Raw genomic sequence first — 22,007 nt, forward strand, 5'->3', positions numbered from 1 at the left:
TGATTCACTATTGATAAGTAACATCAACAGGCACGTTAGCCGAATACGTACCCGCAACTAATGTTGCGCCGGCTGTCTTTGCAGTACCACCAATTTTTAATTCAGCGGTTCCACCTGTTAATGTCAGGTTGGAATCGAAACTGAACTCTGCTGGAATCGTATTTGCCCCATTAACTAAATTGGTGTTTGAAATCGCAACATCAACAACTGCACCTGTTCCACCATTGATAGTGAATGCAGCTGCACCACTATCTGACTTGGCTACAACAACATCTGTCGCTTGATCTGAGGTAATCAAACCAAAGTCTAGATCCGCTGTTTTTGTCATTGATATCGCCTGCTTTATTTCTAACGTCGCATTAAACGTATCACTCACAGCCAGTACGTTTGTAGCACCAAAAGTGAATACAGAAACAACTGCAACTTTAAATAAACCATCCATAGCTCAACCTCTTTATATTTATTTCAAGAAAAATCACGCATCATTTTTAAGACAAAAAAATAAAGTGATTTATATTTTATTATTTGTGAGACGATATTAGTAAAACCACAATTAAAATCGCCTCAGAAATAAAAGTACACGCCAATTAATACTTTTATTAATTTTTATTTATCAATATTTTCAGTAGATCGATAAATGGAACAAATGTCACACTTCAAGGTTAATGCACATCAGTTATTAAGTGGAGCGACTACGTATTTGAAGCCACTCCGAGCCACCATACTAAGATAACAATCTGAAAATGAAGGAAGGCATTAATCAACACACACCAAAAAGATCTAAAAATATAGTCACACTGTGTTTGGTATGTGGCATGAATGGCAAAGCTATAACAACGTTATAAGACCAACAAGAAATGGCCTACAAGCCCTACTTCATGCTCATCTGTAAAATACTCCCCCACACCTAGCCTCAACATGAGACATAAGAACAGGTATTTAGAACTTACGTTGACCACACTGAATATAAATACGCTTTTTTAGACATTGAGAAGGGGTTTCTCGGGGAGATAACTACAATTACTCGGACTCACGATAGGAGGCTACCAATGGCAACACAAAAAACCAAAGTATCAACCCATGAATCCATGACGCACAAATATGGTGATGACGTCGAGCACAAACACGATAAAGATCACCTGGAATATCGCGAACATGAACCGAGTCATGGACACCATCTACATGGTGGCGTTAATTCACACAAAGGTACGCATCACCATCATCGAACAACACACCATCATCATCACTACTACGGTCCCGTTACCATTGTGATGGGCTCTGACGAAGAAGACGATGAGTAATTTCCGCTTTATGGGGCACGCAATACTGCCTCTTATCTAACTTTATTACCGCAATATCGTCGTTCTCCAGATAACTGTTGACCCAAGCCCGTGCCTGTCGGGCTTTTCTCTGATTTATGACAACGAAGACAACTAGATGCTATACCGCAAAATTAAAGGCTTGGAGGCGACGATGCTTACTCCAGTTTTATTGGCGTGATAGGTATGACGATGAGAGAAGAACAAGAGAATATCCTGTTCCACTTTTTTGATGTTCTAGCCAATATGATATGGCAGATCTATTGGCCGTTGGCATTTGGTTTAATGCTGTCTTCATTCGTGCGGCACTTGTTGCCTGTCAGCACCGTCGCAAAACACTTAGGCCAAACCAATATTAAAAGCCTAACCTTCGCCACACTCTTGGGTGTCATGTCTTCATCATGTTCTTACGCTGCAGCTTCCCTTTCTCACACCCTGTTGACCAAAAAAGCGACGCTTGCCAATGCCATCGCCTTTCTCGTCTCGAGCACCAATTTAATTCTTGAGATGTTCATCGTCCTCGTCGCATTGTTGGGCTGGACCTTTTTATGGGGAGAGGTACTCGGAGGGCTTATTCTGATCATGACGGTGGCGATCATGTTCCATCGCTTCTACCCCAAAGATGTCGAACGCTCATTGCGTGACAAACTCGATGCGGAACAATCACAGAACAATGTAAAAGACAGTGATTGCGGCATGGACATGTCTTCCATGAAGCACGAAGACAGTGACTGCGGCATGGACATGTCTTCCATGAAGCATGAAGACCGTGACTGCGGTATGGACATGTCATCAATAAAGCATGAAGACAGTGACTGCGGCATGGACATGTCTTCCATAAAGCATGAAGACAGTGACTGCGGCATGGACATGTCTTCTATGAAGCATGGAGACAGCGATTGCGGCATGGATATGTCTTCCAAGAAGCATAACGACGAAAAAGGCCCAGCAGAGATATTCCCTTCCGCCACGATGAAGAAGATCACGTCTTCGGCCAGTTTCTTCCACATGGATCTTGCCATGATCGGCAAAGAGATCGCCATTGGCGTCCTTGTATCATCTCTCTTGATCAGCCTTGTTCCCCTCGAGGGGTGGCGCCTATTGTTCATCAGCGACAGTGTTGGACTTCCCACTTGGCTGCATTCATTGCTCGATGTTGTTATTGGTATTTTCGTCGCCATGATTGCCTACGTATGCTCAGTCGGAAATCTGTTGTTGGCTGCAGCTCTGTGGCATGGAGGCATCTCCTTCGGCGGGGTCATTGGCTTTATTCTTGCGGATGTGCTGACAATCCCCATGATACGCGTCTACCAAAAATACTACGGCACACGGCCCACCAAATGGATTGTCGGCTTGCTGTTCCTTTCAATCCTCTTTACTGGTCTGTGCGTAGACGCGGTTTTTAACGGGCTGGATATCGCTACGCAATCTCAGAATTTGCGGCCTCTTATCCAAGATGGATTTGGTTGGAACACCACAACAATCATGAATCTGATCTTTATACCGTTATCTATTTGGTTTTATCGCTTGGGTAAGAAAGCCAATGCTGGAATGGGAATGGCGATGTAGGCGTAAAACGAGGCGCGAGTGTGTTTCAATGGAACACACTCGCCGAATGACAAAATAGAGTGAACTCACCGAGCGAGCAAAGTGGATCGGCTCGCGTTACTTCAGTGAATCCAGCAGGGTATTTGCCGCTAATTTACCTAGTGCATCTGCCGCCATTGGGCTTGCACCCGTGATCAGCTGTCGGTCAAGACACACCGTCTTATCTGACTTAGTATTCATTAGCGTAACGCCAAGACTTTCGAGTTTTTTGCTCAAGCCCCAAGGCATTTTTCCTGGCAGGTAACCCACTTTCGGCGTGACATCATCCACGGAATCAGGGAACACGGCCATCTTGTAACCAGCATAAAGGAATTCATTTCCCTCTAACGACGTTGCAAGCAATGCAGCCGGACCATGACAAAGCGTGATAGTGAACAAGCCATTGTCGTTCGCCCAACGCAGTGCTTTACCTACGTTAATGTCTTCCGGAATGCCCAGCATGGCACCATGCCCACCCGGAATGAAAACTGCCGCATACGCATCGCTCTCACTGAGCGACGTGTTCACGAAGTCTCCGAGCGATCCTGGTTGCTCAAAGCGTGATTTGTATTCGTTAAAGAATGCGATGACTTTGTCATCTTTGTTGGGAAACGCCCACATTTCGAATATCACAGGCTTGCCCGTCGGTGTGACAATATCGAAATCAAAGCCCGCATTTGTTAAGTGCAGCATCGGCAGCAAAGCTTCTACAGGATGATTTCCTGTCGAGAATTGTTTCCCATTTTGCATTTCCATGTATTTTTGTTCAGTAAAAATCACCAACACTTTTGAGCGATTGCCTTCGTACTGACGATACGTCACGCTCTCGTAATCTGTTTTATCAGACGTAGCAAGTTTCAATGCAAGCTTCGACGGTGAGTAAGACCCATCAGATTCACGCTTAGGGGCAAGGCCAAATAACTTTTTCAACATATCCAAATATCCTTATAAGCACATCGTTAAACGGAGAAACAAAATCCCCTCTTCAACTTTATGCAGAAACATTAATAATGATCTTACCTTGTGCTCGACCTGTCTCACTGCGAGCGTGGGCGTCTGCAACTTGGTTTAAGGCAAATTCGCTATCGATAGTGACCGTCAACTGGCCTGCATCAGCAAGCACTGCCAATTTTTCCAACTGTGCGCGGTTCGGCAAAACAAAGCAAAATGATGCATTCACACCGAACGCCGCCGCTTTGTCTTCTTCAGGTGTCTTCGCAATCGAGACCAAGCGACCGCCTTTTTTCAGCGTTTTAAAGCTGTTGTCCTGCGTTTCACCGCCAATGGTGTCAAACACAACATCCAAATCTTCAAGTGTTGAGAAATCTTTTTCACGGTAGTCAATCACATGGTCAGCGCCAAGCCCCAACACAAGTTCAGTGTTGCGTGAAGACGTCGTGGTGTACACCGTTGCGCCGCGAAGTTTGGCCAATTGAATAGCAAACTGACCTACCGCTCCAGAACCGCCATGGATGAGTACACGCTCCCCCTGTTTGAGTTGCACGTATTCATTCAAAGCTTGCCATGCAGTCAACGCTGCAAGCGGTACACCAGCAGCCTCTTGCCAGCTTAGTGACGCCGGTTTGATGGCAACCTCGTCTGCAGAAACAGCAATGTACTCTGCATAGCTGCCGTTATTTGCGATCTCTGGGCGGCTATAAACCGCATCACCGATAGCAAGACTTGTTACATTGTTGCCCGTCGCGACCACTTCACCAGCCACATCCCAGCCAAGGGTTAAAGGCAGTGAGTGATTGAGCAATGGTTGTAAGTAACCTTCACGGATTTTCCAATCAACAGGGTTTACTGATGCAGCACGTACTTTGATTAACACTTCGTCGACCTTGGGTGTTGGAATATCAACCGTGTTTAACGCAAGCACGTTCTGACCGCCAAAATCACTTATCTGTACTGCTTTCATTACATTGCTCATCATGCTTCTCCTTTGGGTTTGTTTACATACCCAAACAACCAAGCGCTGTTGAGTATCAATGTGAGCAAATCGTATCCTTTCTTTACCCGCTTGATTAGACACGAAACCATCACTATATTGTTTACACATTGGAAACAATTGGTGCAAATATGGCATTAAAAAATGAAAATATGCAGGAATTGATTCTCTTTTCTCATATAAACCGGCAGGGAAGTTTATCGGCAGCAGCACAACTATTAGGGATCAGCCGGTCATCGGTCAGTAAACAGCTCGCGGCGCTAGAAAAGAAAATTGGTTCGCGACTCTTCAACCGAACGACCCGCAAGATCATGCTCACAGACGTCGGACGAAAAGTGCTGCAAGAAGCGCACAATGTCGAGTTAGCGCTCCAGCGCATAGAGCACATCAGCGAAGACTCTCGGTCTGTGGTGGCGGGGGAACTGAAGGTCTCTTGCCCTGCGGCACAAGGACGAATACACATTACGCCGTTGATGACTGAGTTCCTAAAACGTTATCCGGATGTATCCATTAACTTGCAGTTAGAAGACCGTTTCGTCGATATGGTTGCCGAAAACATCGATGTGTCGATTCGTGTGGGGTATTTGCCAGATTCAACTTTGATCGCGCGGAAGCTTGGGGATGTGTCTTGGGTGCTTTGCGCCAGCCCAACGTATTTGGAAACCGCACCACCGTTAAAAAAACCATCAGACTTGCTCAATCATCCTTGTCTCTATTACCGCAGCACGAAAGTCACCATGAACACCTGGTCGTTTATCGGGAACAACCGAGAAGAAGACGTCACTGTGTCAGGGCCCTTTTCCGTCAATGACCCCGGCGTGCTAGTCTCAGCGGCATTGGACCATATCGGTGTGCTGTTGCTCGACAGAGGTTTGTTAGGGAACACCATCGAAGAGGGAAAACTCGTGCCATTACTTGAAGAGTATCAGGCGGTGGGTGGCCTCCCGACCTATGTGGTTTACCCTGAACGGGAGTTTATCCCGGCTAAAACCCGTGCCTTGGTAGACTTTCTGCTTGAGAAAGCCCCCTCTACGTTTCATCGCTAAGTGCTATTGCTTTGTTCGCTAAAGCTACGATCGCTAAGTGCTATGCTCGCTAAAAGCTATGCTCGCTAAACTCACGGATCACTAAAAACAAAAAAGCCGCGGCAATCCGCTCCAAAGAACGAAATACCGCGGCTTTCTTCACATTTAAGCGTTAGCGATTACGCATTGCCTGTTGGTGCTGGGCGTTGTTGACGACGCTGTGCAGGTTTCGCGTTACCACCACCTGAACGTCCATTGCCGCCACTGCGCGTTGTACTGTTGGCTCGGTTAGAACCGTTGTTACGGTGACTACTGTTACCGCGCGCGGGTTGGCCACCTTCTGATTGACCTTGCCCTTGGCTTTGACCTTGTGCAGGACGACGACGTTGGCCTTCGCCTTGTGCGCCACCCTCTTTGTTTTGTCCACCGAAGTGACGTGGGTTCTTGCCTGATGGTTTATGACCACGTGCATTCTCACCAGAGCGTTGGCCGTCAGAATGACCCGTCTTAGGCTTCTTCGGTTTCTTCATTGGACGTCTATCCAAACGAGACTCAGGGATCGGATTGGTAGGTTTAAAGCCGTCCATTTCAACACGTGGCAATACTTGTTGAATTAAACGCTCAATACCAAACAAATCAATCGTTTCGTCTGCACATACTAGCGAAATAGCTTTGCCTGTTTCACCTGCGCGGCCTGTACGACCAATACGGTGAACATAATCTTCAGCCACATTTGGCAAGTCAAAGTTAACCACTTGAGGAAGCTGTGGAATATCAATACCACGCGCTGCAATATCCGTTGCTACCAATACGCGTACTTCGCCTGATTTGAAATCTGCCAGTGCTTTAGTGCGTGCGCCTTGGCTTTTATTGCCGTGAATCGGTGCCGCAGTAATGCCTTGATCGTTCAGGTAATGTGCCAGTTTGTTTGCACCGTGCTTAGTACGACTAAATACCAAGACCTGACGCCAATCGCCTTCTTTGATCAGGCGAACCAACATTGGCGCTTTTTGGCGCTTGTCGACAGGATAAATGCTTTGTTCAACGGTTTGCGCTGTTGAGTTACGTGGCGTCACTGAAATCTCAACAGGATTGTTCACCAACCCTTTCGCGAGCTCACGGATCTCATCAGAGAATGTCGCGGAGAACAGCAGGTTTTGGCGTTGTTTTGGCAACAGAGCAAGTACTTTGCGGATGTCGCGAATGAAACCCATGTCCAGCATGCGGTCAGCTTCATCCAATACAAGCACTTCAAGCTGTGAAAATTTCACTGCGTTTTGGTTGTACAAATCAATCAAACGACCCGGTGTTGCCACCAGAATGTCGCACCCTTTACGAAGACGTAAAAGCTGAGGGTTGATTTTCACACCACCAAACACAACGTAAGAACTCACGTTCAAGTGACGGCTGTATTTAACAACGTTGTCATTAATCTGAGCGGCAAGCTCACGAGTCGGCGTCAAAATAAGCGCACGAACGTGGTTGCTTTTAGCACGCGGCCCAGCACTTAAACGCTCAAGAATTGGCAGCGTAAAACCAGCTGTTTTCCCTGTCCCCGTTTGGGCTGCAGCCATTACATCTTGTCCTTCAAGAACAGCAGGGATCGCTTGAGCTTGGATCGGCGACGGTGTGTCATAACCCTGTTCTTCAATGGCTTTGAGGATTGGTGCAGATAGACCTAACGAGGTGAAACCCATAAATTCGATTCTCTGTAAAATATCTAATATTTCTGGCGAGATAGCATTGCTATTTCCAACTTCGAAAAACATGACATACGCAAAGCACTTAGCTTCTTTAGTATTCATGTTACGTTGAATCGAATGATTGGAAACGTGTCGCCAGCTGCGTCTTGTTTACAAGCAGCAGAAATGAAAAAGCCCGCGCGCTCTTTGTTCTAAGAGCAGGCGGGCTATTTCGAATGTGGCGGAGAGATAGGGATTTGAACCCTAGGTGCGCTATAAACGCACGCCGGTTTTCAAGACCGGTGCTTTCAACCACTCAGCCATCTCTCCGTAAGTGGTGCGCATAATAATGGGCTGATGGCGTGCTGTAAAGGGTTAATTTCATCAAAATGCATTAAGTGCGGAGTTTTTGAACAGTTAACACCAATTCTGCCCCTCCAACTCGATCCGACTGCACTAGCACGCTCATTTTGTGCTCCGTCCGGCGCAAGCTAGTCGTTAATTGCTCCTTTTTCTGTCTCAGATACTACACTTTCGAAAAAAGCCTTGTGTTATTAACAGGTAAATTGCGTTTTGAATTCATTAGGGATGAGATTCTCAAAGGTGCAACGTTTAATGCGTTTTACCGAGTCTTTGCATTACCCCCGAATGGATGTGAGCGTGGGTTTGTAATGAGAGACGACGAGAGAACCATAATGAAAACTTCAGATTTGTTTGTAAAAGCGCTCGAAAATGAAGGTGTTGAATACATCTATGGTATCCCGGGTGAAGAAAACCTCGATTTTCTCAACTCGCTGAAAGATTCCCCAATCGAACTTATCCTCACTCGGCACGAACAGGCCGCAGGTTTTATGGCTGCCACCTACGGCAGGCTAACGGGCAAGCCGGGTGTATGTTTGTCGACCCTCGGCCCCGGCGCAACGAACTTTGTCACCGCTGCAGCGTATGCGCAATTGGGCGCGATGCCCATGGTGATGCTGGGTGGCCAAAAGCCTATTCGCAAGAGTAAGCAAGGTCGATTCCAGATCGTCGATGTCGTCAATCTAATGAAACCCATCACCAAATATTCCGAACAAGTCGTGGACGGAAACAATGTGCCCGCCATGGTGCGCGAGTGTTTCCGCTTGTGTTCAGAAGAACGTCCAGGAGCAGGATATTTAGAACTGCCTGAAGACATTGCTGACGAAGATTCAGCCGCGACCATTTTTGATACCGTTCACCATCGCCGCCCCGATGCGAACATGCAAAGCCTCGAGCAAGCTGCGGATATGATCAAAAATGCCACAATGCCGCTGCTACTGATTGGTGCAGGTGCAAACCGGAAACGTTCAAGTCAAGCGCTCAAAGATTTCATCGATAAAACCGGCATCTACTTCTTTAACACGCAAATGGGCAAAGGGGTTGTGGATGAGCGCCATGAACGCTTCATTGGTACTGCCGCGCTTTCAAGCCACGATTTCTTGCACTGCGCCATCGAAAAAGCAGACCTCATCATCAACGTGGGTCACGATGTGATCGAGAAACCGCCTTTCTTTATGGAAAAAGGCGGCACGAAAGTCATTCATGTGAACTTCTTCGCGGCGAGAACCGATGAAGTGTATTTCCCGCAATTGAATGTCGTGGGTGATATCTGTTCTTCAGTGAACCGCCTTACGGAAAAAGTGGGCAAACTGAACCAAGACCTTAGCTTCTTCCAACGCGTAAAAGAGAATGTCGATCAGCGCACCACCAAATATTTTGAAGATCGCCGCTTCCCTATGTTGCCTCAGCGTTTGGTGAAAATTCTTCGTGACCAACTCGACGATGAAGACATTGTGACGCTGGATAACGGGGTCTACAAAATTTGGTTCGCCCGCAATTATCAGTGCTACACCAACAACACCCTGCTTCTTGATAACGCACTCGCCACTATGGGCGCGGGTTTGCCGTCAGCAATGGCAGCAAAACAACTCAACCCAACCAAAAAAGTGGTGTCCGTTAACGGTGATGGCGGCTTCTTGATGAACTCGCAGGAACTTGAAACCGCTGTGCGCATGGGTCTGGACTTGGTGGTTATCATTTTAAATGACAGTGCCTACGGCATGATCAAGTGGAAGCAAGAAGGCATGAACTTTGAGGATTATGGCCTCGACTTCAATAACCCCGACCTCGTCAAATATGCCAATAGCTTTGGCGCAATCGGTCATCGACCTGACAGCCATGATGAATTTCAGTCCATCTTAAAACATGCACTGAATTCAAAAGGCGTTCACTTGATTGATCTCCCAGTCGATTACTCACTTAACCACTCCATTCTTAACGTATTGATTAAGGAAAGTGAGGGCATTAAATAGAAAGGAAATGACCATGACGGAACTGAGTGTCTATCGCCCGTTTGATAGCGGGCTGATAAAGACCATCCCAATGCAAAGCGCCAGCGATGTCGATACGGCAATCGCCAACGCTCATGCATTATTCTTGGATCGGCAGGCTTGGTTGCCTGCCCACCAGCGTATCGATATTCTAGAAAAAACCATCAGCATCATGTCTGATCAGGTTGAAGCGCTAACACTTTTAGCTGCCAAAGAAGGCGGGAAACCTTACATCGATTCAAAAGTCGAAGTACTTCGCGCCATAAACGGTGTCAAGCTTGCTATTGAACACATGGCGCAAATCAAAGGCGAGCAAATTCCGATGGGGCAAACTGCCGCATCAGTAAATCGCCTCGCCTTTACGATACGTGAACCTATTGGCGTTGTGTCTTCCATTAGCGCCTTTAACCATCCACTTAATCTGATCATTCACCAAGTCATTCCAGCCATTGCGGTTGGGTGTCCGGTGTTGATTAAACCCGCGATGACAACGCCCCTGTCGTGTCTACGCCTTGTGGAAATTTTGCACGAAGCCGGGTTACCGAAAGGTTGGTGTCAGGCGTTAGTCACGGACAACGACGCAGCCAGCCAACTGGTGTCAGACCCACGCATTAACTTCCTTTCCTTTATTGGCTCAGCCAATGTCGGATGGATGTTGCGCTCGCAGCTCGCACCAGGTACACGCTGCGCCCTAGAGCATGGTGGCGCTGCGCCCGTTATTGTCGATAACAGCGCCAATCTTGATGAGGTTGTACCTAGCCTCGCCAAAGGCGGATTCTACCATGCGGGCCAAGTGTGTGTGTCAGTACAACGCGTGTATGCGCAGCAGGGATTCTGCCGTGAATTGGCCGTGCGCATTGCAGCAGTTGGGGATCAAATGAAGGTGGGCGATCCGCTTGACCCTTCAACAGAAGTTGGCCCCCTCATTCTGCCTCGAGAAGTCGATCGCGTCGAAGAATGGGTGAATGAAGCGGTCGCTGCGGGTGCTGAGTTGATCAGTGGCGGTAAACGGTTGTCTGACAGCTGTTACGCACCAACGGTGCTGCTTAATCCGCCTGACGATGTCCGCGTTTCACAAAACGAAATCTTTGGCCCTGTGATCTGTGTGTATTCCTATGTCGAGAAAAGCGATGCGGTAAGACGTGCAAATGCGCTCCCTTATGCATTCCAAGCATCCGTTTTCACGAATGATTTGGAAGATGCACTATCGCTTACGCAGCAATTAAATGCCACTGCTGTGATGGTCAATGACCACACAGCGTTTCGCGTCGATTGGATGCCATTTGGTGGACGCGATGCATCAGGCATTGGCCTAGGCGGCATTCAATATTCAATGCATGAAATGACCAGAGATAAAATGCTGGTCTTCAAGAGCCCCAGTTTGTAGTCGAGGCTATCGTTCTTGCAGGATCACATGACCCTGCAAGAACAAGATAACAATAAAAACGGTTTTACAAAAAACCAATGGCTACAAATTAAGGCGATAAAGATGTCAGTTCCACTTTCCCAAAATCGTTGTCAGATTGCAAAATTGCTAGCTCCCAATGCAATGCATAGCCATAAGCCTCTGATCTTATTCAATATGAAATTCTTGGCATAGTTTTCGCTTAAGACATATATCTATACAGGGGAGGTAGGAAATCATGCAAATTGAACATATTCAACAACCCGACGACACACTCACTCTCGTTATTTGTGGCGACATGGATGCACAAGGTTGCAGTGAAATCCAACCAGAGCTAGACCAACTCGTGAACGATGAAACCCCGAAAGACATTACACTCGACCTCCACAATGTCGACTTTCTCGACAGTTCTGGTATCGGTGCCATTGTTTTCCTCTTCAAACGATTAAAAGCTAAAGGCAAAGCACTTTCGCTCATACAGGTGCATGGTCAGCCGATGGAAATTATCCAGCTGCTTCGCATCAACAGCGCGATCTCAGTTAAACCGGCTTCAACCGTTAGCTAATTCGTTGTCCCCGTCTTCTATCTTGCCTTAAAGCAAACAGAAAATAGACGGATTTTTCAACGCAAGAAGGAGGCGAGGCATGCGTACGCTATTTTCTCTGATTCTGCCCATTGTCGTTCTTTCTGGTTGCTCGGCATTTCCTGACCATGGCCAAGGTGGCATGGCAGAACACAACTATTCATCACTAACCCCCGTGATGGCAGACGAACCTTTAGGGCCAGAACACGGCCTGCGTTTCGAATGGGAACTCACGTCACGACATCTCGACATCCTCATCTTAGAAGGTGCAGAGCTTTGCTTTCCCGCCACTGTGGTTCAAGCAAGACGCATGCAAAACCGCATTGTTCGTGAGCTTCAAGGTGGTCTAGAATTTGACGCCGCCAATGACCTCATTATTCAACGAACAACTCTCGAACGACTCGAAAAGCAACTTGATGCCGTTCGCGGAAGTAAAGCCTGTATCCCACCGGGGTCTATTGGCTTCCAATCTGCAGCGGAACTCGCCGCCCAGATATACGGTTTGCTTAATGCCGACAATCAGTTTTCCTTTAACTCCTCTGAAGTGAACCCAAAATACATGGGGCGTTTAGCGGAAGCCGCTACCCTACTGCGCGATGTTACCCAATACGATTTACACATTACTGGTCATGCGGATTCCGTCGGTAATGGCCCCCAAAATAAAGCCCTGTCTCTAGCGCGTGCAAATCAAGTGAAGCGTTATTTGCAGATTTTTGGTATTGCACCTTCGCGGCTGACTGTGGACGCCGTTGGCGCAACAGACCCACTCTTTGAAGGCAACCAACCCGAAGTCCGTCTCACCAACCGTCGTGTTTCCATCGAGTTGGTCGAAGCGGACGTTAAGAGAAAAATGCATGCTGGAGGTCTATGATGAAAAAGATCATCTTACTCCTCATCCTCGTCACACACGCATTGGGCTTTTCCCTCACTGCGAGCGCCGATGAATATCGGGCACAGATCGGCGATCAAATCGCCATCATGTTGCCGGGCGAGGTCACCCTTAACAAAGAATTCCAAATCGATCGTCAGGGACGTTTAACACTCCCCGAGGTCGGTATGGTACAAGCACTGGGAAAGACCGAACCAGAACTGGCTGAGGCTGTAAAAGAAACCTTGTCAACTGTCTTTCGCGACCTTTCCTCTTTGCAGGTGTTTGTCAGCAAGCGCCAGCTGCTTGTGACGATCCAAGGCTATGTTGAAGATCCGGGTGAATTCACCTTAAAACAAAATGCGTCAATCCAAATGGCACTTTACGCTGCAGGCGGCCTTCGTACGGGCGCACAACTTGACCGATTTCAGTTGCGCAGAAATGGTGAAGTGCTCACTTTCGACTACAAAAAATTCCTTGATACTGGCGATGACTCTTTACTGCCAACATTAAACTCGCTAGATACCCTTTTCATTCCAGCCTCCCCCATGATCGGGAACGTAGAGCAAAACTTCGACCCTGCGGCGTTAGCTGATTCTGGTGATGCTGCGGAAGACAGAAAAGCCATTAAAGTCTTTGGTGAAGTGATTCGTCCCGGCAGTTTCTCCGCCAAAGAAGAGAACAACCTTGTGGATTTATTGATGCGCGCGGGCGGTGTGACCCGCTATGCTTCGGTTGAACAAATCCGCGTTATCTCTTCCAACGAGCCACGCACCTTTAACCTAAAGCAGTACCTCGACAGCGGTGATGAATCCTTGTTACCGAACATCGTTGAAGGCTCAACCATCTTCGTCCCCAAACAAGAAGAAGAAATCAAAACAGGCTCAAACACCGTCTATGTGATGGGGGAAGTTGCCAAACCCGGTGCTTATGAAGGGAAAGATGACGCTACCTTTATCGATATTCTTGCGAATGCTGGGGGCCCAACCCGTTTTGCCGAAAGCCGTCAAATTCGCGTAATCAAAGCCGATGGAACGACAGTCCCTTTTGACCTGAATCTTTTCACCGAAGGAAAGATGGTGGGTGGCCCACCAAACATTGAGCCCGGTGATGCGATATTTGTACCTGAGAAACTCGATTTGAACGAAAAGTCTTGGCTTAAAGTCCAACCTGACCGTGCGGTGCGCATTATCGGTGAAGTGCTCCGCCCTAGCCGTATAGAGTGGTCTGATGAAATGTCATTGCTGGATTTGCTCGCGCACGTTGGTGGCCCAACAAGCCGTGCTGACACCAGCCAGATTGAAGTGGTTACCCCAGTATCAGCAAACAAATCGAAATCTTATACGTTCAACCTTGATGTATTCCTCAAAGAAGGTCGCCCAGACTCAGACCTTCCGCCAGTCAGGGCCGGCACAACCGTGCGCGTTCATGATTTACCGGATGATCCTGTCGATAACAAATCCAAATGGATCCGCCAAAGCTCAGAAAGCTCCATTTACGTGTTCGGTCAAGTGGGCGCCCCAGGACGTTACCGTTTCACCAATGAAATGCACTTTCTCGATATTCTTTCTGCTGCAGACGGCCCTACGGCGAATGCCGACTTGCACAATATCCGTGTGACCCATTTAGACGGCAAACACGCTCGTGTCAGCAGACTTAATCTTGCTATGTTCTTTGAAACCGGTGATTCCACCTTGCTTCCTGACGTCAAAATGGGTGACACCATTTATATTCCAGAGAAAAACCGCAACTGGCTCGATAGACCAAAAGAAGAAACCATCCGTGTCCTTGGCGCAATCAATCGACCAGGGCGCTACACCTTTGACGACCACATGACGATCCTCGATTTGCTTGCAGAAGCTGGCGGCCCAAGTGCCAACGCCTACATCGAGAAAATCACGGTCGTGAACATGTCTTGCTGTCGTGACCAAGCCCGCACGTTTGATTTGTCAGAATTCAGCCGTACCGCGCGATTCCAAGACCTTCCAGTACTGAGAGTAGGCGACACAGTTTACGTCCCAACGAAAGAAGAAAGCACGGCGGAGAAAATTCGCCAAGGGATCACCGATATCTTCCAGATCGCAGGTATCGCAGCACTTGTAGGTATACTCTAATGAATATTCCTCCGCTCAACCTTGAAGTCGAACGCATCTATTTTCAGGTTATCCGTAACGACTATAAAACCCTTGCTTTCGCTTCGACAGAATCAAGGGAAGGCGTCACATCTCTCGCAACAGCCATCGCTCAACGTTCTTTGCTTGCGGGAAAATCGACCTTGGTGGTCGACCTCAACCTTTATCACCCCAGCCTTGAAAGTCAGGGGATGACAACCGTACAAAGTGAGCGAGGTTTGCTACCCAATCCCGAGTTAGTCGGCGTAGCAGGTGAACACGCTTACTTCACCGGCATCATTGCACCATCGAAACGCGAGACCATCATGGAATTACGCCGCCCAGGTTCGCTAGAAGCCTATTTGGAGGAATGGCATAAAGACTATGACCTCGTCATTTTTGATACTTCCCCGATGTCGCGTTTGAATGCCAACAACATTCCACCAGAACGTGTTGCGGCTGCGGCCGATGGTACAATCTTTGTGGTAATGGCAGGGCAAACAACCACCGCGATGGCAGCCGAGTCGGTTAAAAAGCTCAACGATGCAGGCGCACACATCCTAGGCAGCGTGATCAATGATAAAAACAATCCCTCATTGAAGGTCGAAATTCTTCGCGAAATTGGTCGCCTCAAAAAACGCTTACCCAAGCTCGCAGGAAAACTCAGAAAAATGGTGTTAAGTAGCCACCTTTTGTCTTTGGAGATTTAATGCATGGTATCTGTCGTCCACCACGAATGCCGTCCAGCCTCACTGAAATCCGTGAGCCAAGCAAGAAAGCTGGTAGCTGACACCTTGAGACAGCGCGGCGTGTCTGACCACCTGTCAAACAAGATACAGCTTTGTTTGTCCGAAGCCGGAGCAAATCTCGTCAACCATACCAGCCCGCAGCCCACCTTTATCTTGGTCGAGTTGAAATGCACTGATTCTGGGTGGGAATTGCATTTAAGCGATGACGGACAAAGTTGGAACCCTACTCTCGTCAATCGCGTACAAACGCTCGATACCTTTGAAGAAAAAGTGGGTGGTCGCGGTCTCGCGCTCATTCATAGCTTGACCGATGACATGGCGTACAAAGTCAGAGAGATGTTTGACACCAACACCCTATCGTTGACATGGCACATCGAGAAGAAGATATCCAAACCCAGCATTTTGATCGTGGATGATGATATCTGCCAGCGTCGCCTCTACAGCGCTTATTTGTCCGAGAGTTACCAAGTCATCGAAGCTGAAAGCGGTGAAATGGCACTCGAAATGCTGTTGAAGCAGGATGTTGACCTCGTCATTTCCGATATTCGCATGCCTGGCATGGATGGTTTAAGCCTCAAAAGAGCCCTTCACCAACAAACCAACACCCTACTCACACCCTTTATTTTTCTCACCTATGCCGACAATCCTGAAACGCGGGAAAGCGCACTAGGTTTAGGGATTGATGACTACATGGTGAAACCGGTCAGCAAATCTTCACTCATGCAAAGCGTGAAACGGGTGCTCAACCGCTCAGACCAAATTTATCGCCAGCTAACAGACCGCGTAAACAAACGTATCACTGACGCGTTAACCCCATCATTACCGCGCAAAGCACACGGCTGGGAAATGGCGGTCGTCAGCCGTAATACAGGCATTGGCGGCGGTGATTTAGTGTTACACCGCGATACCGACAAACACCTCATGCTCAATATGGTTGATGTGATGGGCCATGACGTTGCGGCCAAGTTTTTCTCTTATGCGTTTGGCGGTTACCTGCGCGGTTTGATGTATCACATCGACGACCAAGATGATCCTTGTGCCACGCTGTTAAGCCGCTTGTCAGACAGCGCTCTTGAGGATGGTTTATTGTCTCAGGTGATCTTAACCTGCTGCTCCGTTGCCATGTCGAACGGCGGTAGAATTGATATCGCCTCTGCGGGGCACCCTGCGCCATTTCTCATTTCGCCCACTGGAACGAAAGAAGTCAGCGTCGGAGGTATTCTCCCGGGTGTGTTATATGGCGCGAGTTATGACACCGTGTCCATCACCCTCCATCACTCCGAACGACTTGCCCTCTATACCGACGGATTGTTTGAATCTGCGGAAGATGATGAAGCACGTAAAATACTAGAAAATAAGGTTATTAAGGCGTTGTACAACACGCTTTCACTGCCGTCAAACGAAGCGGCGGAGGAAGTGATGCGCGTGTTTGATGACATAGGAGAACAAAACAAAGACGACACAACGTTGGTGTTATTACAACGTGCTGACAACCAATAAAAGAACGTGAAATCACCATGGCACATAGGGTGCCATGTGTTTTTTATCACATCCCCGAAACACCTCGGATCGAGATCATAGCGTCATTCATCTTCACCGAAATATCTGTACTAAACTCAAAGTCATAAAAGCTCTCATTTATGGTGCTTTCGTCTCATTTTTTTTACTTTGCCAGGTGGGTGTGATTTGAATATAAGGCTAAAAGCCGTTTTTGCCACGATGATCATTTTTACTGTGGTGCTCGTTTTGTTCATCAGCTATGCATTTCAATACTTGTCACAAGCAAGAGAAGCTGAGCTGGCTTATCGCTCGAACGAAGTGGCAGAACTTGTTGCCTTTGCCGTCGAAGTACCGATGGAAGAAAACGATCTCAATACCCTACACCAACAGGCTGAGCGCTTTATTCAGCATTCAGACCTCGCATTCCTTACCATCGAGCGAAATGGACGTGTGCTCGCGCATACTCAGCGTTCTGACACGCAGATGAATGATGTCACGATTGCCAAATACCCCATTGGGTCACCTGATGATAAGTCTGGTGACGTTATCATCGGATTCAGAAATCATCATTCTGATGCCGTCGCGTCGCCTATCGCCCAATTTTTGATTTGGAGTTCTTCAGGCATCGGTTTGCTTGCCATCGCTACCATGTACATCATGATGCTCGCGGTCACGCGCCCACTAAGAAAACTGCAAAAACTCAGTCAAAAGGATAGCGATCCTTCGTCTTTCAATATGTTCTTCCAAGATGAAATTGAAGCCACGGTAGACATGGTAAGTTCCATGCAGAAAAAGCTCGATAAGAGCTACCAGCAGCTCCAGAATTCCATTCGAGACCAAAAGTATTCTTATGTAGAAGCACAGCAAATCGAAGAAAAGAACGTGGCGATCTACAACGCGTCATTGGATGCGATTGTGGTGGCGAACGACCAAGACATCATCATCGAGTTCAACGCTATTGCCGAGCAACTGTTCGGTTGGGACAGAGACGAAATAGTGGGTCGACGCCTTGCTGACACCCTCATTCCCCCTGCTCTGCGTGAATCCCATATTAAAGGCATGCAGCACTTCCTCGAATCAGGCGATGGCCCAGTTCTCAATCAACGTATCGAGTTACCAGCCGTTCGAAAAAGTGGCCGTGAATTCCCGATTGAAGTGTCAATCTCCCCAGCAAAAACAAAGCAGGGGTTTATTTTCGTTTCTTATATGCGCGATATTACGCAGCGACTGAAAGACCAAACCGAGCTCAAAATCGCGGCACACGCCTTCGAATCGTCAGAAGCCATGTTCATTTCTGATGCAAAAGGACACATCATTCGCACCAACCCTGCTTTCACCTCCATCACGGGATTTGAAAGTGCTGAAGTCGAAGGGGAAAAGCCGCGCACGCTTTCTGCCAATCCAGAAGACATTCAGTTCCACAAGCAAATTTGGCGAACCTTGATCGACTCAGGACGATGGAACGGTGAGATTTCGCTCCGTCACCGGGATGGTAACGAGCTTCCCGTTCGAATGAGCATGACTGCAGTGCGTGATGAAGACGACACCCTCACCCACTATGTGGCGCACTTCTTCGACTTAACCGAACAAAAGCACAATGAACGTATTCTTCGTACCGCCCAGCATGAAGCGGAAAGCGCGAACGAATCGAAAAGCCGTTTCTTGGCTACCATGAGTCATGAAATTCGCACCCCCATGAACAGTGTGTTGGGTGTGCTCGGGTTATTGAAAGAAACGCCGCTGAACGTCAAGCAGTTGGGGTTGGTTCAAACGGCACGAGAATCCGGCGAGCTGTTGCTTGCGATCATCAACGATGTCTTGGATTTCTCTAAGATGGAAGCAGGTAAATTAACGCTAGAGAAAAACCCGTTTGATATTGTTGAATTACTCCAACAGACCTTAGACATTCTGCGCCCTCAAGCGGCGAACAAAAACTTAAAACTGAATGTTATTTTTGCTGATAACACGCCTCAGTATCTCATTGGGGACGGAGACCGCATTCGTCAAATCGTGCTTAATTTAATGTCGAATGCCATCAAATACACGCAAGAAGGCAGCATCACTGTCTCTATCAAATGTGCACGCTTGTATACCGATGCTTGTCAGCTTCAAATTGATGTTTCCGACACAGGGCAAGGCATTGACCAAGGGCACATTACCGACTTGTTCGATGAGTTCACTATGGCGGAAAATACCTATGACAGACGCCATGAAGGCAGCGGTCTTGGACTGGCGATCTGTAAGCAACTCGTGAATCTCATGAAGGGTAAAATCGAGGTTGATAGCCAAAAAGACGTTGGCTCAACGTTTACCCTTACATTGGAACTCAAACTCGCTGAAAAAGAAGATTGTGCCCCCCTTAGCACATCAAACCCCACCCTTGGCAGCACAGCAGAAATCAGCAGTTCAATACGAATATTATTGGCAGAAGACAACCCCGCCAACCAAGTGGTGCTCCGCACTATGCTCGAATTTTCCGGGCTTTCTGCTGATATTGTCAGCAATGGACAAGAGGCGGTGGACGCTGTCAGCAAAATTCCTTACGACATCATTTTTATGGACATTTCGATGCCCGAAATGGATGGCGTTGAAGCCACACAACGGATCCGACAAATGGATTCACCCACCAAAGACGTCATCATCGTCGCATTAACCGCACATGCTATTCGTGGCGATAAAGAACACTTTTTAAACCAAGGGATGGATGATTTTGTGTCAAAACCCGTCACGCGCCAATCCATTCTCGATTGTTTAGGGCGCTGGCAAGATCATGCTTCAAAAGCGGGCAATCAACGAGACATCATTAAACACCAAACCTCTTCGGCTCGTGGGCAGGGTGACACTAATAATGGTTCTGGCAGCGCAACAGACTGCCCTCCACAGAATAAATTGGTTGATGAGCCCACGTTACAGCAATTGGTGTCTGACACATCCGCAGAAGCCGCCCCAAATCTGATCACCTTTTATATAGAAGATGCAAAAATACGTGTGCTCAAATTGGTTGAAGCAGCAGAAAGTGAAGATTTTTACACCCTAGAATTTGAGGCTCACACCTTGGGCAGCAGCGCTGCGGCGCATGGCAATGCTGCCTTGTGCAAACTTTGCCGAAGCATTGAAGCCTTTTGCCTAGAGCAATCCTTTGATAAGGCGCTCGACACAGCAACACAACTTGCCGCCACGGCGGATGCATCATTCGACGCTCTGGATAAGCGATTACAACGCGGTTTAACGATGAAGTAACCAGTTGATTTAAAAGCGTGATTCTTATGCTGACACACTTGGTTTTTGACCAAACTGTCGTACACTTACTTGCATATGATTTAATCAAACAGAATACCCTAACCCTCGAGCAATGGGGTCGGCGTAGGTAGACATCTCAAGGGACGCATGCACCATGAAGTCAAAATACCGAGTACTACTCATTGAAGATTCAAAGCCGTTAGCTAACCTGTATATCCAGTATTTATCGGGTGAACCTATCGATTTGGTCTGCCTAGAGACGGGTCAACAGGCTCTGGATTACCTCGAAAAATCCACGCCTCACCTCATCATGCTTGATCTTAAATTGCCAGACATGTCCGGACAGGAAGTGCTTAGTTGGATAAAAAAACAAGCCCTTCCCTGCTCCGTCATCGTTGTTACAAGCCACGGATCTGTAAACACCGCTGTAGAGCTGATGCAGCAAGGGGCGGATGATTTTTTAGAAAAACCAGTGAGTGCTGAACGCCTTAAAACCACGTTGAAAAACCAACTAGAGCACGTACGTTTGCAGCATCTCGTCGACGACATCAAAACCAGCTTCGAACGCAATACGTATCAAGGTTTTATCGGTGCAAGTCTTCCTATGCAGAACGTGTATCGTATTATTGATGCCGCAGCTCCCAGCAAAGCGACTGTGTTTATTACCGGCGAAAGCGGCACGGGTAAAGAAGTCTGCGCTGAAGCCATTCATGCCCAAAGCCCTCGCACAAAAGCACCGTTCATCGCCCTCAACTGTGGTGCTATTCCCCACGACCTCATGGAAAGCGAAATTTTCGGCCACGTTAAAGGTGCATTTACAGGTGCAAGCAGCGAGCGAAAAGGGGCAGCCGCGCAAGCCGATGGTGGCACATTGCTCCTTGATGAAATCTGCGAAATGGATTTGGACCTACAAAAAAAACTGCTGCGTTTTATCCAAACTGGGCGCTATCAAAAGGTCGGGGGCAGTAAAGAGGAAAGCGTAGATATTCGTTTTCTCTGTGCCACCAACAAAGATCCCTTGCATGAAGTGGCTGCGGGTAAATTCAGAGAAGATTTGTACTACCGATTGCATGTCGTTCCCCTTGCCTTGCCGCCGCTTAGAGAGCGTGGTGATGACATTCTTACCATCGCCACGAAATTCTTACGCACCTATGCCAATGAAGAAGGAAAATCCTTCACACAATTTTCACCGGAAGCAGAGGTGGTACTTCGTCACTACCCTTGGCCGGGTAACGTAAGGCAGTTGCAAAATGTTATTCGGAATGTGGTTGTTCTTCATGACGGTGATGCAGTGTCTATCAAGCAACTGCCACCACCACTGAATGAAACGCTCAGCGATCAAGAAATCCGTTCTTTGGCACCCACAACCTTTGTTGAACCCACGCCAGATGCGTCTGAATCCACCGCGCATGCCGCGCCCGTGGAAAGCTCAGACATTCGGCCATTGGAAGATGTGGAACGGGAAGCAATACAACAAGCCATCGAATTTTGTGGCGGAAATGTTCTGAAAGCTGCAGTGTTGTTGAAAGTCAGCCCCTCTACGCTATATCGCAAGAAACAAGCTTGGGAAACCGACACAGATAACGCCTAGTACTAGAGAACATCGTTCAAAACATGTTTCAACAACTGCTTTACA

At 47.8% G+C, this 22,007-nt stretch carries 16 protein-coding genes and 1 tRNA gene; 12 read left to right on the top strand and 5 right to left on the bottom strand.

The window, feature by feature from the left end:
• Positions 1-7: 7 nt before the first annotated feature.
• Positions 8-442: a DUF4402 domain-containing protein gene (locus tag BM082_RS05885; protein WP_017017346.1), complete on the bottom strand. Its 435-nt coding sequence runs from the start codon at positions 440-442 to the stop codon at positions 8-10.
• Positions 443-1,049: 607 nt separating this feature from the next.
• Here BM082_RS05885 and BM082_RS05890 point away from each other — a divergent pair.
• Both BM082_RS05890 and BM082_RS05895 read left to right on the top strand, forming a co-directional pair.
• The gene (locus tag BM082_RS05890; protein WP_017012964.1) at positions 1,050-1,301 is read left to right on the top strand and encodes a hypothetical protein; all 252 of its coding nucleotides are present in this window, start codon (positions 1,050-1,052) and stop codon (positions 1,299-1,301) included.
• Positions 1,302-1,511: 210 nt separating this feature from the next.
• Complete coding sequence (locus BM082_RS05895; RefSeq protein ID WP_074925767.1) at positions 1,512-2,888, top strand: permease; 1,377 nt, start codon at positions 1,512-1,514, stop codon at positions 2,886-2,888.
• Between the two features lie 96 nt (positions 2,889-2,984).
• Here BM082_RS05895 and hchA read toward each other — a convergent pair whose 3' ends face one another.
• Positions 2,985-3,839: a glyoxalase III HchA gene (gene hchA / locus BM082_RS05900; protein ID WP_074925771.1), complete on the bottom strand. Its 855-nt coding sequence runs from the start codon at positions 3,837-3,839 to the stop codon at positions 2,985-2,987.
• 58 nt (positions 3,840-3,897) lie between these two features.
• Positions 3,898-4,839 (bottom strand): NADP-dependent oxidoreductase, encoded by a 942-nt coding sequence (locus tag BM082_RS05905; RefSeq protein ID WP_074925775.1) that lies wholly within the window; start codon positions 4,837-4,839, stop codon positions 3,898-3,900.
• Positions 4,840-4,988: 149 nt separating this feature from the next.
• On the opposite strand from BM082_RS05905, the gene BM082_RS05910 reads away from it, so the two are divergent.
• Complete coding sequence (locus BM082_RS05910; RefSeq protein ID WP_017011167.1) at positions 4,989-5,903, top strand: LysR family transcriptional regulator; 915 nt, start codon at positions 4,989-4,991, stop codon at positions 5,901-5,903.
• A gap of 158 nt (positions 5,904-6,061) precedes the next feature.
• On the opposite strand, the gene BM082_RS05915 is transcribed toward BM082_RS05910, so the two are convergent.
• Together BM082_RS05915 and BM082_RS05920 are read right to left on the bottom strand one after the other, a co-directional pair.
• Entirely contained in the window at positions 6,062-7,579 is a 1,518-nt protein-coding gene (locus BM082_RS05915) for a DEAD/DEAH box helicase (RefSeq protein ID WP_017011168.1), read from the bottom strand.
• 224 nt (positions 7,580-7,803) lie between these two features.
• Positions 7,804-7,894 (bottom strand) — tRNA-Ser (locus BM082_RS05920).
• Positions 7,895-8,259: 365 nt separating this feature from the next.
• Between BM082_RS05920 and BM082_RS05925 the strand changes: the two genes are divergently transcribed.
• The 9 genes from BM082_RS05925 (at position 8,260) to BM082_RS05970 (ending at position 21,962) form a co-directional block, all read left to right on the top strand.
• Positions 8,260-9,897, top strand: coding sequence for an acetolactate synthase large subunit (locus BM082_RS05925; RefSeq protein WP_074925780.1), 1,638 nt, complete (start codon positions 8,260-8,262; stop codon positions 9,895-9,897).
• Positions 9,898-9,910: 13 nt separating this feature from the next.
• On the top strand, positions 9,911-11,302 hold the full coding sequence (locus BM082_RS05930; protein ID WP_074925784.1) for an aldehyde dehydrogenase family protein: 1,392 nt from the start codon (positions 9,911-9,913) through the stop codon (positions 11,300-11,302).
• A 256-nt stretch (positions 11,303-11,558) separates the two neighbouring features.
• Positions 11,559-11,885, top strand: a complete 327-nt coding sequence (locus BM082_RS05940) for an STAS domain-containing protein (protein WP_017011172.1) — start codon at positions 11,559-11,561, stop codon at positions 11,883-11,885.
• A 79-nt stretch (positions 11,886-11,964) separates the two neighbouring features.
• The gene (locus tag BM082_RS05945) at positions 11,965-12,774 is read left to right on the top strand and encodes an OmpA family protein (RefSeq protein ID WP_017011173.1); all 810 of its coding nucleotides are present in this window, start codon (positions 11,965-11,967) and stop codon (positions 12,772-12,774) included.
• Entirely contained in the window at positions 12,774-14,885 is a 2,112-nt protein-coding gene (locus BM082_RS05950; RefSeq protein ID WP_017011174.1) for an SLBB domain-containing protein, read from the top strand. Before BM082_RS05945 ends, BM082_RS05950 begins: the two co-directional genes overlap by 1 nt.
• Positions 14,885-15,592, top strand: coding sequence for a P-loop NTPase family protein (locus BM082_RS05955; protein WP_017011175.1), 708 nt, complete (start codon positions 14,885-14,887; stop codon positions 15,590-15,592). The genes BM082_RS05950 and BM082_RS05955 overlap by 1 nt, the downstream gene beginning before the upstream one ends.
• 3 nt (positions 15,593-15,595) lie before the next feature.
• Positions 15,596-17,131, top strand: coding sequence for a SpoIIE family protein phosphatase (locus BM082_RS05960; RefSeq protein WP_074925788.1), 1,536 nt, complete (start codon positions 15,596-15,598; stop codon positions 17,129-17,131).
• Between the two features lie 186 nt (positions 17,132-17,317).
• Positions 17,318-20,371: a PAS domain S-box protein gene (locus BM082_RS05965; RefSeq protein WP_244275948.1), complete on the top strand. Its 3,054-nt coding sequence runs from the start codon at positions 17,318-17,320 to the stop codon at positions 20,369-20,371.
• Positions 20,372-20,525: 154 nt separating this feature from the next.
• Entirely contained in the window at positions 20,526-21,962 is a 1,437-nt protein-coding gene (locus BM082_RS05970; protein WP_074925796.1) for a sigma-54-dependent transcriptional regulator, read from the top strand.
• Positions 21,963-22,007 lie beyond the last annotated feature (45 nt).

The sequence above is a fragment of the Enterovibrio norvegicus DSM 15893 genome, from assembly GCF_900115495.1.
GTDB lineage: Bacteria > Pseudomonadota > Gammaproteobacteria > Enterobacterales > Vibrionaceae > Enterovibrio > Enterovibrio norvegicus.

Excerpts from the sequence above, each read along its gene's own strand:
- BM082_RS05925 (WP_074925780.1), top strand. The coding sequence starts at position 8,260 with ATGAAAACTTCAGATTTGTTTGTAAAAGCGCTCGAAAATGAAGGTGTT.
- BM082_RS05910 (WP_017011167.1), top strand. The coding sequence starts at position 4,989 with ATGGCATTAAAAAATGAAAATATGCAGGAATTGATTCTCTTTTCTCAT.
- BM082_RS05940 (WP_017011172.1), top strand. The coding sequence starts at position 11,559 with ATGCAAATTGAACATATTCAACAACCCGACGACACACTCACTCTCGTT.
- BM082_RS05955 (WP_017011175.1), top strand. The coding sequence starts at position 14,885 with ATGAATATTCCTCCGCTCAACCTTGAAGTCGAACGCATCTATTTTCAG.
- BM082_RS05885 (WP_017017346.1), bottom strand. The coding sequence starts at position 442 with ATGGATGGTTTATTTAAAGTTGCAGTTGTTTCTGTATTCACTTTTGGT.
- BM082_RS05950 (WP_017011174.1), top strand. The coding sequence starts at position 12,774 with ATGAAAAAGATCATCTTACTCCTCATCCTCGTCACACACGCATTGGGC.
- BM082_RS05930 (WP_074925784.1), top strand. The coding sequence starts at position 9,911 with ATGACGGAACTGAGTGTCTATCGCCCGTTTGATAGCGGGCTGATAAAG.
- BM082_RS05945 (WP_017011173.1), top strand. The coding sequence starts at position 11,965 with ATGCGTACGCTATTTTCTCTGATTCTGCCCATTGTCGTTCTTTCTGGT.
- BM082_RS05905 (WP_074925775.1), bottom strand. The coding sequence starts at position 4,839 with ATGAGCAATGTAATGAAAGCAGTACAGATAAGTGATTTTGGCGGTCAG.
- BM082_RS05915 (WP_017011168.1), bottom strand. The coding sequence starts at position 7,579 with ATGGGTTTCACCTCGTTAGGTCTATCTGCACCAATCCTCAAAGCCATT.
- BM082_RS05890 (WP_017012964.1), top strand. The coding sequence starts at position 1,050 with ATGGCAACACAAAAAACCAAAGTATCAACCCATGAATCCATGACGCAC.
- BM082_RS05960 (WP_074925788.1), top strand. The coding sequence starts at position 15,596 with ATGGTATCTGTCGTCCACCACGAATGCCGTCCAGCCTCACTGAAATCC.
- BM082_RS05895 (WP_074925767.1), top strand. The coding sequence starts at position 1,512 with ATGAGAGAAGAACAAGAGAATATCCTGTTCCACTTTTTTGATGTTCTA.
- hchA (WP_074925771.1), bottom strand. The coding sequence starts at position 3,839 with ATGTTGAAAAAGTTATTTGGCCTTGCCCCTAAGCGTGAATCTGATGGG.
- BM082_RS05970 (WP_074925796.1), top strand. The coding sequence starts at position 20,526 with ATGAAGTCAAAATACCGAGTACTACTCATTGAAGATTCAAAGCCGTTA.